Genomic DNA, 12,295 nt, shown 5'->3' with positions numbered 1-12,295 from the left:
CGGTCCTAGTTCCGCGCGAGCACGGCAAAAACATTGAAGAAGGGTGCAGCCTGCAAGACATCGCGGAAAGCGCCCTTGAGGGAATCGAAGCCGACGACCACGACGTCTCCGCCCAGGATCTGCGGGTCCGGATCTAGACCGTTACGGATGCGGCGAAGATCGAAACGGGCGCCCATGCGCTGACCGTTGACGGTGCGGAACACGACAATCTCATCGAGCGCGGCAACCTGCGTCGGGCTCTTCGCTCGGGCGAGCGCGCCGAGGAGCGTGGTCGGGCCGGCAATATCGTAGACGCCCGGATCCTCGACCTGCCCTTCGACCGTTACCTGCTGCGACCGTGCAAGCACGACCGACACGGCGACCTGGGGATCGCGCAGGAAGCGCGCGCCCAGGCGCCTTTCGAGTTCGTCGGAAAGCTCGCTGGCGGTCATTCCGGCAGCAGGCACGTCGCCGATCAGCGGGAATTGCAGACTTCCGCCGGCATCGACGGTCACTTCCTCGAAGGTCAGGTCAGGTTCCTGGAACACGCGGATGTTGAGCACGTCGAGGGGGCCGACGCGGTAATCTTCCACCCCGGAGCGCTCTTCGACAGCGGGAAAGTTGTCGTAGGCGGCCGCGCCTTGCGGCAGGTTCGAATTCGTCGTCGCGCAGGCGCCCAGCGTCGTCAGGGCGACGAGGGACAGCGCCGTACGCGAAACGGTGTGAGAATAGGACATCAGTACTCTCTATACAGGAGCTTTCGAACGCGGAACCTTGCGCGGTCCTGCGTGCTGCGAATTGGAAACGAGTGACAGGGCGAAAGCTGCGACCATCGATATCGTAATCGAGCGCAGCGGATAGTCGACCGCCGAGTGCAATGCAATGATAGCGACTATCGCAGAAGCAAGGATGGCAGCCATTTTCTCATCGTGATCTCCGCTCGACAACAGTCGAACCGTTCTGACCGCGAGGAAGATCGCCAATACAGCCAGCAGCAATGCAGCGAGCACACCCGCTTCGAGCACGAATTCCAGATAGTCGTTGTGCACGCGGTTGGGGTAGGGCGGGTCGAGGCTGTCGAGGTTTTCGGCCCACTTCATCATGATGTCGCCTGTGCCCATGCCTGACCCGAGCGGCATGGCTTGGCTGATTGCGAACCGCGCGTCTTCCCAGAGAGAATACCTTCCGTCCCCGGTAATGGAAAACCGTGCCAGCGTCCGCTCGACCATCGGAATTTGGGAGGCGAGGAGAAGGACCACGATGATCAGGGCGGCAGCGCCTCCGGCGATGAAGAGCAGCTGTCGGTTGGAAAGTTTGCCTCGGTTGAGGAACAGGCAGAGTCCGGCGGGCAGCAGCAAAAGGACCGTCCCGCTGCGCGACCCGGTCAGGATGGTGGCGACCGCAAGCAGGATGCCGAGGCCGATGAAGGGCAGGGCAATCTTGGCGTGCCGGCGCCGCGCCTTGATGTGGGTATACCCCACGACAAGGATGCAAATCGCGATCACGTAGAAGTCAGCTGCGGAGTTGCGGTTTGCCATCACGCCGGAAGCGAAGCCGAAATGGGTCTTGTAGATATGGCCGAACGCGCCGCCGCTTGCGACCTGCACGGCGGCCAGCATCGCGGATGCCAGAACGGCAAGTAGGATTACTCCGCCAAAAGCCAGACGATCTCGGACCGGGAAGGTGCGCAACATGAGCCAAAGGATCAAAGGCGGCAGCATCGAGAGCAAGGCAGCAATTGTCCGGCCCCGATCAATTGTAATCGCCCTGAAATCATCACCTTGGCCCACAACCGAGAGAGAACCGGCGATCGTCACTTCCAGCGGCCGCAAGCCGAGGATGAATTGGGGCATCGGTACGAGATGGAGGACCGGGACTGCGATGAAGCACCCTGCGAGTACCGACATCGCTCTATCGGGCGCCAAATCACGGTCCCGAACAGCGACCAGCCAAATAGCGGCTATAATAAATGACACAATTATTGCAGTCGTTTCTGCAATGAAGGCTGGCCGTCCGCCGCCGCCGATCAGCAGCGCCAGGAAAAGCAGGAGCGCAGCGAGCATCATGGGCGCGCGCGCGCCCGTACCCTCGGCATCGTGGGTCTGCAGTTTCTGTCTGGTTCGCGACCCGGCCATTGTTCTCCACACGGGATTTTACCGTTTGAAACAGCGGAACTTTTTCCGCAGCCCGGCATTCGGGCCTGTAGGGAATGCCCACATCCTGGCCGTCCACCAGGCTGCGTTCTGTTGCGCTGTGCAATCTATTGCCTAGTGCGTCAAGGGTGGCGGATGGCGACGGGTCTTGCGTTTGCAAGGCATTGCTAGGGTATGTGCACTGACCAATATGCAACAGTTAATCGGCACGTTTACTTATTTTATATGCTCTTCTTGCACTTGTGCGGAATAGGTCGGTAGAAGACTGCAGCGGCGATTCAGTGTGGGCCTCTCCCGCCTGCACACGCCAACGGCACGTTCCGCCGCTGACCGGTTGACTATTGAGAAGCTGAGTCGTAGGGCGGCTCAACGGTGTTAAAGACAGAAGAATAACTAGGAGAAGTTTTGATGAAGAAAATCGCTATGGCAGCTGCAGCCATCTCGATGGCAGTCGCTGGTTCGGCAAACGCTGCCGCACCGGTTCGCGCTGCTGACTCGATGCCGGCAGCCACCAAGGCTGTTGAAGCTCCGGTTTCGCGCGCCTCGAAGGCCTCGAAGAAGGAAGCTGAAATCGGCGGTGCCAGCGTTCTCATCGCCGTGCTCGCAGCAGCAGCTGTGATCGCCGGCATCGTTGTCGCGACCGACGACGACGGCGACAGCAACGGCTAATCCGTTTGCCTCCGGCACCAGCCGGAAGCTAAAAAATAAGCCACCGCTCGAATGAGTGGTGGCTTTTTTTTGGCACGTCGACGAGCGGCATTCTCTCTATTTGGCGGCTCAAGCGCGGGATCGGTCCGGCAGATCCTTGATAGTTCCAGACAATCCCTCTCGCAGGGCGATTGAAGGGCGCCAGCCCAGTTCGATCAGGCGGCTGCAATCGAGCAGTTTGCGCGGTGTACCGTCCGGCTTCGCATGATCGAACGCCAATTCCCCGGTGAACCCGGCAATCTCTGCAATCAGGGCTGCCAGCTCGGCGATCGAAATCTCCGCGCCGGAGCCGATGTTGACGGGTTCTTCCGAGGAATAGCTATTCATGAGGAATACGCAGGCATCGGCGAGATCGTCGACATGCAGGAATTCCCGCAGAGCCTTTCCAGATCCCCAGACTTGCATCCGTTCGGCGTCCTGTGCCTTTGCCGCCAACGCCTTCATGATCAGGGCGGGAACTACGTGGCTTTGAGCCAAATCGTAGGTATCGCCGGGACCATAAAGGTTGGTTGGCATGGCGCTAATGAAGTCGCATCCGTATTCCCTGCGATAGGCCTGGCAAAGCTTGACGCCAGCGATCTTGGCGATGGCGTACCATTCGTTCGTCGGTTCGAGGGGGCCTGACAGCAGGCTCTCCTCAACGATCGGCTGCGCCGCATCCCGCGGATAAATGCAGGACGAGCCGAGGAATAGCAGCTTGCGGACCCCGGACTTGCGCGCTGCCTCGATCGAATTCGTTGCGATTGCAAGATTGTCGTAAAGAAACTGGCCGGGCTGATTTTGGTTGGCGCCAATTCCGCCGACCTTTGCTGCTGCCACGAAAACCGCTTCGGGCCGGTTCACGGCAAACCATTCTTCGACCGATGCCTGCACCCGCAGATCGATCGACCTGTCGGCAGTGAGGATTTCACACTTTTCGCGTTGAAGCCTCCTGACAAGGGCCGATCCGACCATCCCGCGATGCCCGGACACAAAAACCCTGCGACCCTCAAGCGAGAAGCGGGAGCTTGCCATGGCCGTCAGCCACCCTTTGGGGCGCGGATCAGATCGAGGTCTGCCTGCACCATCTCCCGTGCCAGTTCGCGAACCGTGGTAGTCGCCTCCCAACCGAGCTTTTCCCTTGCCTTGCCGGCATCACCGATGAGGACATCGACCTCGGTGGGACGGAAATACCTCGGATCGATTTCGACCAGCGTCCGGCCATCCGCGATGCTTACGCCTCTTTCTTCCAGCCCTTCGCCAACGAATTCGATCGGTATGCCCGCATCCTCGAACGCCCAGCGTACGAAATTGCGAACCTCGGTCGTCACACCGGTCGCCAGGACATAGTCATCCGGTGTATCCTGCTGCAGCATGCGCCACATTCCCTCGACATATTCGCGTGCGTGACCCCAGTCGCGGCGGGCATTCAAATTCCCGAGGAACAGCTTGTCCTGCTTGCCAAGCGCGATGGCGGCTGCTGCACGCGTGATCTTGCGTGTGACGAAGGTTTCTCCGCGCAGCGGACTTTCGTGATTGAACGCAATGCCGTTCGATGCATGAATGCCATAGGCTTCGCGGTAATTTACCGTGATCCAGTAGGCGAATAGTTTCGCGACGGCATAGGGGCTGCGCGGCCGGAACGGTGTGCTTTCGTCCTGCGGTTATTCCGAGGCGAGGCCGTAGAGTTCGCTGGTCGATGCCTGGAAGAATCGGCTCTTTTTCTCGAGCCCCAGAATGCGGATCGCCTCGAGCATACGCAGCGTTCCCATTGCGTCCGCGTTCGAGGAATATTCCGGCGTTTCGAAGCTGACCAGGACGTGGCTTTGCGCCGCGAGGTTGTAGATTTCGTCCGGCTGGACTTCCTGCATGATGCGGATGAGGTTCGTCGCATCGGTCATGTCGCCGTAGTGCAGGATCAACTTGGGATCGGGCGCGTGCGGATCCTGGTAGATATCCTCGATACGCCCCGTGTTGAAGGATGACGAGCGCCGTTTGACGCCGTGCACCTCGTAGCCCTTGGCCAGCAGGAGGCGGGCGAGATAAGCGCCATCCTGACCGGTAACACCGGTTATCAGAGCGCGTTTCGCCAAGCTGGGACCCTTTCGGTTTTCGCGATCCCGTTCGTCGGGCTTCCGCGATTACATATACGAGTGCCATGTGAAACGATTGCCATCAAGGCAACCTTGCAGCGGCGGAATGTTGGGAATTTCCCCGAAATGCGTGGAATACGCGTCCTGCCAGATACTCTCGGGCCCTATCGGGCGAGGTCAGTCATTCCGGGGGAGGGGTTCGATGGTGGGCGTACCAAGGTTCGAACTTGGGACCCCTACGATGTCAACATAGTGCTCTACCACTGAGCTATACGCCCACGCTATCGAACGTGCCGTTTTGAACGGCAGGCGCGCCCATTAGCGAGGCCGCTCGGGCCGCGCAAGGGGCAAAACGGTGCAAATTACAAAAGCTGCGCGCTGACCTGTCCGCCAAGCACCCGTTCGACCTCGAAAACCAGGTCGCGAAGGTGGAACGGTTTGGAAAGGACCTTTGCGTGCGGCTGTTCGGCGCTTGCCTTGAGCGTAACGGCGGCAAAGCCGGTGATGAACATGACCTTCGTTGCAGGGCTGATCTCGTTGCAGCGCTGGGCAAGTTCGATCCCGTCCATTTCCGGCATCACGATGTCGGACAGGAGAAGGTCATAATCGCCCTTCTCGAGCAGCGGAACGGCCTTGGTGCCACGGTCGACCGAGTCGACGATGTACCCGGCATTGTCGAGTGCGCGCTCGAGGTAGGTGCGCATGGCATCGTCATCCTCGGCGAGCAGGATTCGCTTGTGGTTCGGCTCACTCATGCTGCGCTTCCTAACCCAAATCGCTTAACAAATCTTGTGCCGGATAAGGCGGTGTCCCTCAATGACGCAGCCGGTTTTGACTTGCCTAAGACAACGCGTCATTCCTGACGTCATGACGTCGAGCAAGACCGGGCAGCCAGAAAGCGATTCGAACCGCCCTGTCGAACCCTTTACCCTGACGGTGGGCGAAGAGTTCCCGGTGCCGATCTTGTTGGCGGCTCCTCATGGTGGCCGTGCCTACCCGGCCGGATTGCGGGACACTCTCCGCGACCCCGACTGCATGATCCGGCTCGAAGACAGGTTTGCCGACGAGCTTGCGCGCCAGGTTGCGGAACTTACGGGTGCAGCGCTGCTTGTCGCGCACACGCCGCGCGCGATCATCGACCTCAACCGCGCTCCCGACGATGTCGACTGGTCGATGATCATGGGGGCCAAACCACGCAAGAACGTGCATTCGCTCGCCAATCGCCGTGCACGCAGCGGGCTCGGCCTCGTACCGCGCAGGCTGCCCGGGCTCGGGGAAATCTGGAAGCAGCCGCTCGAGAGAAGCGAACTCGATCGCAGGATCGAGACGGTTCACCGCCCATACCATGCGGCGCTTGGCCGCACTCTGGAGAGGATGCGGGACAGGTGGGGTGCGGCCGTACTCGTCGACCTTCATTCGATGCCGCCGCTACCGCGCAGGCTGCATGGTGGTGCCCAGCCCGAATTCGTCATCGGGGACCGGTTCGGCACCAGCTGCGACGGCGCGCTGTCTGCGCGGGCGCTCAACTACTTCGCCTCGGCGGGGAGGGCGGCAACCCACAATCGGCCTTACTCCGGCGGATATGTCCTCGACCGTCATGGCGCACCCCGGCGGGGGATACATGCCTTGCAGCTCGAAGTCTGCCGTTCGACCTACCTCGATGCGCGGCTCGACCAGCCGAGCGCCAGGCTTCCCCGCATGGCTCGCATTATCGCAGGCCTGGTCAATGCGCTTGCAGGCGAGGTTGTGGGCCTGGGTCCCGGAGACAGCTTCCGCCAGGCTGCCGAGTAGGACGGCCAGACTACTTGTTCTTGTCGAGCAGCGGCTTGAAGTGGGTACGCCAATCGACGCGGCCATCGCGGGTCACAGCCGCAATTGCGGGCAACTCGGCCTCGATCAGTTCCACGCGTTCATCCCACCCGTCGTGTGAGCGGTTGCGGAAAATCCACCCGCCATGGCGCGGCCCCCAGCGGCGCATGAAGTCAGCGGCAGCGGCCGGATCGTAACCTGCATTGACCAGTAGCCAAGGCATGAGGCGATCGGCATCGCGTTCCGTCATGCGCACTCTTCCGCCGCCATTGCCCCTTTCCGTCAGGTAGGGAATGTGGCCGAGGAGATTGTGCGCCATTTCGTGCGCCAGCAATGCCGCGAACTCGGGTTCCGAATAGGATAGGCCGGGAAAATTCTCGCCGACAAGCACGCGCGCGCCATCGGCACTGGCTCCGTCCTTCCCGCTCAGAAGCTCGAAGCGGCTGGCGCAAACGGTCTGTGCGGCGAGTGACAGTTTGATCTCGCGGCCATCGGGTTTGCGCCATTCCAGGGTGACGGTGCCGTCCCTTGCGGATTTCTCGATCTGATCGGCGATGGCACTGGCGCGCTCCCAATCCTTGCGCTCGCCGGACTCGATCTCCGCGATGTCGTTCCCGTCGATCGCCAGAAGTGTGTCGTTCTGCCCGATCCCTGCAAGATGAGCGGGGGAACCTTCAGCAACCGACTGGACGCCGATGTCCCCGGCAAGCCCGAAGGTCGCGCGCACGGCATCGGGGCGCGAGTATGCCCTGGCGTCATGGACCAGCAGGCCGACGCTCTGCTTTACGGCATCGCAGTACGCGGCATTTGCCGCTGCAAGCCGGTAACCGGTACGGAACAGCACATCTTCCTTCGACTGGAACACTTCCAGCGGGCTTTGCGCGGGTGAGGGGGCAAAGGCAGGCTCTGCAGTTACTGCAGGTGCACAGGCACCAAGCCCGAACGAAAGGTGGCCGAGAACCACCAGGGTTCCCGGCCACGATTTCTTCCACTTCAGGTTGGGAAGCAACTTCCTGCCCTGCCGCCGGCTCAGGCGTTGGCGAGCGGCGTCGGCTTCCAGCCCTGCTCGGCCTGGCGCGCGAAGATCACGCGCATGTTGTCGAGCGAGAACATGTGGGCGTGGAGAAGCATCATCAGGCCGCTCTTGTTGAATTCCTCGAGCTTGGCGCCCGGGAGTTCCTGGAGCTTTTCCTGATTGACCATCTTGAAGCCGCGATAAACGAACGGCTGGTCGTTGTTTTCGACCTGGATCGACACTTCGCCGTCCATGAGGAGGTCAGCGTCCTTGATCTGCTGCAGGAAGGCCTGCGTGCGCTGGGCGGCCGCTTCGAAGTTCTGGCAGAAATCGAGGATCTGCTTGGTCGCATCGGTCGATTCGCCGTTCTCGAACAGCGGACGACCCTCTTCGAACTCGCCGACAGCTTCACTCGTCGGGTCGAAGCAAAGCGAAAGCTGGTCGTTGTCCTTGGTGAGGCGAGCCAGCATAAACGGATAGCGACGGATGTAGGCGGGGATGTAAACCGGGTCCTTTACCTTGCCTTCGGCATCGACAAATGTGTTCACGCCTTCGTTAAGGCCCATCAGGGCAAGGGGAAGCGGGTTGTCACCGGTCGAGAAGACGATCGGGAAGTGGCGCTGCGCCTGGACGAATTCGTCGACGGTCAGGGGAATGGCATGCGCCTTGGACAGCCACGGAGCCGAGTCCAGCGTGCGCGACTTGTAGTTCGCGTGATCACGGCTGTTCAGCGGCATGAGATCGTTGAAGAAAAGGGGCAGTTGAGGCTGCTGCGGCGCGCTCGCCATGGAAATTCTCCGAAAACAGGTTGATGATTTTGGGTGTGGAACACAGGCCGAAACGACCTGCATGCGCCCTCGGCGGGGGGCTTAGGCGGTCCCGCCTTCTTTCGCAAGCGGTACGAGTTTGCCGGGATTGAGCAATCCGGCTGGGTCCAGCGCCTGCTTGACCGCGCGCATGACCGACAGCGCGGTCGGGTCGCCAAGCCTGCCCAACTCGTCGCGCTTCATCTGCCCGATCCCGTGCTCTGCGCTGATGGATCCGCCCCACCCGGTGACGAGATCGTGGACGAAGGCACTGATCTTCTTCCCTTCGCTCGCTTCCCACTCGCCGCGAACGGCGCCTGCCGGTGCAAGGACGTGAAAATGGACGTTGCCGTCCCCCAGGTGTCCGAATGCGACAGCCCTTGTCCCCGGAAAGTTCTGTTCGACTGAGGGAGAGGCAGTCTCGACGAAATCGGCCATCCGCGCCACGGGAACCGAGATGTCGTGCTGCATGGCAGGCCCGATCGCTCGCTCTGCCGGAGCGATGGAATCGCGGATCAGCCAGAAGGCCTCTGCCTGCGTTTCGTTTGCCGCGATCGTCGCATCCTCGAGCAGGTCGCGTTCCATGGCATCGGCCAGAACATCTTCGGCGAGTTCGCGCAGCTGCGCTTCTTCGCCCGGTTTGCCCACCAGTTCGAACAGCGCATTCCAGGAATGGGCGCCAGCCAGGGGCGCACGGGCATCGGGAAGGTGGTCGAGGACGGCGCGCAGGCTATGATCCGGTAACACCTCGAACCCTTCGAGGGCGTCGCCAGCCGCTGCTTCGACGTGCAGCAAGAGCTGCCTCGCATGCTGCAAGGTCGGCAGGCCGACCCAGGCGACAATCCTGCCTCCGGTTTGAGGGAGCAGCCGGAGGGTCGCGCCTGTCACGATCCCCAGCGTGCCTTCCGATCCGATCAGCAGCTGCTTGAGGTCGAAGCCGCGGTTGTCCTTCTTGAGCGGGGTCAGCGTGTCGAGAATGGTCCCATCGGCAAGGACCGCTTCGAGTCCAAGCACCTGGTTGCGCATCGTGCCGTGGCGCAGCACCTGTGTGCCGCCTGCGTTGGTGGAAATCAGCCCCCCGATGGTGGCCGAGCCTTTTCCGCCCAGTGTGAGCGGGAAGCGCAGTCCGTGCTTCTCTGCTTCCTCGTGCAGTGTCTGGAGCACGACCCCGGCATCGCAGGTAATCTGTCCTGCTGAGGCATCGAACTGCCTGAAACGGTTCATCCGGCGCAGCGAGAGGACGGCCGCAGTCCCGCTACCGTCCGGGGTTGCGCCGCCCGACATTCCGCTGTTGCCTCCTTGCGGCACGATCGGCACCCGATGGCGGGCACAAAGCTGCACGAATTCAGATGCCTGGATCGTGCTGTCGGGTGAAGCGAGGCCGATCGCTCTGCCGGTATAGCGGCCACGCCAGTCGGTCAGCCAAGGGCCGACTAGCTCGGGATCCTGGGTAAACCCTCGCGGACCAAGCAATGCGGCCGCTTCCTCGACAAAGGCTTCGTTTCTCTCGCTCATCGATGCGCCCATGCCACAGCGGGCGGGGAAAAAGCCACCACTTGCCTTCTCCGGCAATGGAATTAAGCCGATATTCAATTGGCGAGGGGCAGGGCGTGACCACACGCCGGAAATTCCGCTCGCGTGGTCACGAGGATTATCGCCGCCCCGATGCCCAATCTCTTCACCCTGATTGCGCCCTTGGCGCTTGCCCTGTCGAACGGCGGGGACCGGATCGTGGAGAATTCAGGGGCCGCGCCGATTTGCAGCGGTCAGGTCTGGTCGCAATCGCGAACTGCAGATCGCAGCATCAGTCCTTTGCCTCTCTCAAGCTCCGCACCGGGCTGGTCGCCCTTGCTCGACGCGCCGCGGCCGGCAGGAGCAAACCAAGTCCGCATCGAGGGCAGGGTGATCCTGCGCATATCGCCTGCACCCGCCCCCATGCGCCAGAGCCTGATGGCCGAAACGTCCCCCGCATCGCGCCCACGTCTGGTGGAGCGGCCTTTCGCCAAGTGCGTCGAGGCAAAGCGCATCGGCGGCGTTGCCGAGCGCGGCGACCGGTTGATGCTGTTCCTGCGCGACCGCCGGACGCTGTCCGCCCAGCTGGAAAAGGGCTGCAGCCCGCGTGAATTCTATCAGGGTTTCTACATGGAACCGTCGGACGACGGCATGCTGTGTGTCGACAGGGATCGCCTGATGAGCCGGTCGGGCGCCAAATGCCAGGTCTCGCGCCTGCGCGAAATGGTCATCCAGACGGGCGACTGAGCGGGGTTTTCCTTGACTGTCATGCCTAAAACGGCGAAGGGGCGCCGCCGAGAGAGGCTGCCTTTGGCGGCCCCTTTTGCCTATCCAAATCACTGGGGCATTCACAAGCGCATGAACTTCGCCGATCTCGGCCTTTCACCCGACCTGCTCGCTGCGGTAGCCGACGCAGGCTATACCGAGCCGACCCCGATTCAGGCGCAGGCCATTCCGCCCGTGCTGATGATGAAGGACATCATCGGTATCGCGCAGACGGGAACGGGCAAGACCGCCAGCTTCGTGCTGCCCATGATCGACATCATGGCAAACGGCCGCCGCCGCGCACTGATGCCGCGTTCGCTGATCCTTGCGCCGACGCGCGAGCTGGCCGCGCAGGTGGCCGAGAATTTCGAGAAGTACGGCAAGAACCACGACCTGAAGCTCGCGCTGCTGATCGGCGGCGTGCAGATGGGTGACCAGGTCAAGGCGCTCAACGAGGGCGTCGATGTCCTCATTGCGACCCCCGGCCGCCTGATGGACCTGTTCGAGCGCGGCAAGATCCTGCTCAACGGCTGCGAACTTCTCGTCATCGACGAAGCCGACCGCATGCTCGACATGGGCTTCATCCCCGACATCGAGTTCATCTGTGACAAGCTGCCGGAAAACCGCCAGACGATGCTGTTCTCGGCAACCATGCCCCCGCCGATCGAGAAGCTGGCGAAGAAGTTCCTCAAATCCCCGAAGCGCATCGAGGTCAGCCGTGCTGCAACCACCAACAAGGACATTACAGCCTTCAAGGTGCCGGTGAAGTCCCGCCAGAAGCGCGAAACCCTGCGCTGGCTTCTGCGCCACGACCATGTCGAAACCGCGATCATCTTCGCCAATCGGAAGACCACGGTGCGCGAGCTCAACAAGAGCCTGCAGAGCCATGGCTTTGCCAGCAGCGAAATCCATGGCGACATGGACCAGTCCAGCCGCTTGAAGGAACTGGACCGCTTCAAGAAGGGCGAGGTGAATATCCTCGTCGCCAGCGACGTTGCCGCGCGCGGCCTCGACATCAAGGGCGTGAGCCACGTCTTCAATTTCGACACGCCCTGGCACCCGGACGACTACGTCCATCGCATCGGTCGTACGGGCCGTGCAGGCGCCAAGGGCCGCGCGTTCACTTTCGTTGCCGAAGAGGACGGCGAGGCGATTGCCAATGTCGAGAAGCTGACCGGCAGTGAGATCCCCGTTTTCGGCAAGAAGGATGTCCGCGTCGAACTGGTCGAGCCTTCGAAAGAGGAAGACAGGCCGCGTCGCGAAGAGCGCAAGGCCCGAGAGGAACGTCCGGAACGGTCGGAACGCGCCGAACGGTCGGAACGTCCTTCGCGCCCGAAGCCCGAGCGCAAGGCGGAAGAAAAGCCCGCCAAGGCCCGCAAGCCGCGTCGCGACGATCCGCGGGAAGACGACGGCGGCAAGCCCGGCGAATGGAACGGCCCGGTCCCCGGCTTCCTCGAGGTTTCTGCCGGTTGACTT

The 12,295-nt window shown here is 61.8% G+C and carries 11 protein-coding genes, 1 tRNA gene and 1 pseudogene; 4 read left to right on the top strand and 9 right to left on the bottom strand.

Going from position 1 to position 12,295, the window contains the following annotated elements:
* Nucleotides 1-5 precede the first annotated feature (5 nt).
* Nucleotides 6-716 (bottom strand): polysaccharide biosynthesis/export family protein, encoded by a 711-nt coding sequence (locus LCL94_RS00710; RefSeq protein WP_224830574.1) that lies wholly within the window; start codon nucleotides 714-716, stop codon nucleotides 6-8.
* A gap of 9 nt (nucleotides 717-725) precedes the next feature.
* Complete coding sequence (locus LCL94_RS00705) at nucleotides 726-2,045, bottom strand: O-antigen ligase family protein (protein WP_224830573.1); 1,320 nt, start codon at nucleotides 2,043-2,045, stop codon at nucleotides 726-728.
* A 495-nt stretch (nucleotides 2,046-2,540) separates the two neighbouring features.
* Between LCL94_RS00705 and LCL94_RS00700 the strand changes: the two genes are divergently transcribed.
* The gene (locus tag LCL94_RS00700) at nucleotides 2,541-2,801 is read left to right on the top strand and encodes a hypothetical protein (protein WP_224830572.1); all 261 of its coding nucleotides are present in this window, start codon (nucleotides 2,541-2,543) and stop codon (nucleotides 2,799-2,801) included.
* 108 nt (nucleotides 2,802-2,909) lie between these two features.
* Here LCL94_RS00700 and LCL94_RS00695 read toward each other — a convergent pair whose 3' ends face one another.
* The 4 genes and pseudogenes from LCL94_RS00695 to cpdR form a co-directional block, all read right to left on the bottom strand.
* Nucleotides 2,910-3,854, bottom strand: a complete 945-nt coding sequence (locus LCL94_RS00695; RefSeq protein ID WP_224830571.1) for a GDP-L-fucose synthase family protein — start codon at nucleotides 3,852-3,854, stop codon at nucleotides 2,910-2,912.
* Nucleotides 3,855-3,859: 5 nt separating this feature from the next.
* Nucleotides 3,860-4,912, bottom strand: a pseudogene (gene gmd / locus LCL94_RS00690) (GDP-mannose 4,6-dehydratase).
* 203 nt (nucleotides 4,913-5,115) lie between these two features.
* Nucleotides 5,116-5,190 (bottom strand) — tRNA-Val (locus tag LCL94_RS00685).
* 84 nt (nucleotides 5,191-5,274) lie between these two features.
* Nucleotides 5,275-5,667 (bottom strand): cell cycle two-component system response regulator CpdR, encoded by a 393-nt coding sequence (cpdR, locus tag LCL94_RS00680; RefSeq protein ID WP_160607223.1) that lies wholly within the window; start codon nucleotides 5,665-5,667, stop codon nucleotides 5,275-5,277.
* Nucleotides 5,668-5,779: 112 nt separating this feature from the next.
* Between cpdR and LCL94_RS00675 the strand changes: the two genes are divergently transcribed.
* Complete coding sequence (locus LCL94_RS00675; protein ID WP_224830570.1) at nucleotides 5,780-6,703, top strand: N-formylglutamate amidohydrolase; 924 nt, start codon at nucleotides 5,780-5,782, stop codon at nucleotides 6,701-6,703.
* A gap of 10 nt (nucleotides 6,704-6,713) precedes the next feature.
* Here the strand turns inward: LCL94_RS00675 and LCL94_RS00670 are convergent, their stop codons facing one another.
* The 3 genes from LCL94_RS00670 to LCL94_RS00660 all read right to left on the bottom strand — a co-directional run bounded on the left by LCL94_RS00670 (nucleotide 6,714) and on the right by LCL94_RS00660 (nucleotide 10,057).
* Complete coding sequence (locus tag LCL94_RS00670) at nucleotides 6,714-7,685, bottom strand: hypothetical protein (RefSeq protein WP_224830569.1); 972 nt, start codon at nucleotides 7,683-7,685, stop codon at nucleotides 6,714-6,716.
* A 65-nt stretch (nucleotides 7,686-7,750) separates the two neighbouring features.
* The gene (locus tag LCL94_RS00665; protein ID WP_224830568.1) at nucleotides 7,751-8,524 is read right to left on the bottom strand and encodes a SapC family protein; all 774 of its coding nucleotides are present in this window, start codon (nucleotides 8,522-8,524) and stop codon (nucleotides 7,751-7,753) included.
* 81 nt (nucleotides 8,525-8,605) lie between these two features.
* A complete protein-coding gene (locus tag LCL94_RS00660) occupies nucleotides 8,606-10,057 on the bottom strand; it encodes an FAD-binding oxidoreductase (RefSeq protein ID WP_224830567.1) in 1,452 nt (483 codons plus the stop codon).
* A 123-nt stretch (nucleotides 10,058-10,180) separates the two neighbouring features.
* Between LCL94_RS00660 and LCL94_RS00655 the strand changes: the two genes are divergently transcribed.
* Entirely contained in the window at nucleotides 10,181-10,801 is a 621-nt protein-coding gene (locus tag LCL94_RS00655) for a hypothetical protein (protein ID WP_224830566.1), read from the top strand.
* Between the two features lie 111 nt (nucleotides 10,802-10,912).
* Nucleotides 10,913-12,292 (top strand): DEAD/DEAH box helicase, encoded by a 1,380-nt coding sequence (locus LCL94_RS00650; protein ID WP_224830565.1) that lies wholly within the window; start codon nucleotides 10,913-10,915, stop codon nucleotides 12,290-12,292.
* Nucleotides 12,293-12,295: the final 3 nt, after the last annotated feature.

The organism is Qipengyuania gaetbuli (assembly GCF_020171365.1).
In the GTDB taxonomy this organism is placed as follows: domain Bacteria; phylum Pseudomonadota; class Alphaproteobacteria; order Sphingomonadales; family Sphingomonadaceae; genus Qipengyuania; species Qipengyuania gaetbuli_B.
The sequence above is the reverse complement of the archived record's forward strand: the minus strand, read 5'-3'. Positions and strand labels throughout refer to the sequence as shown.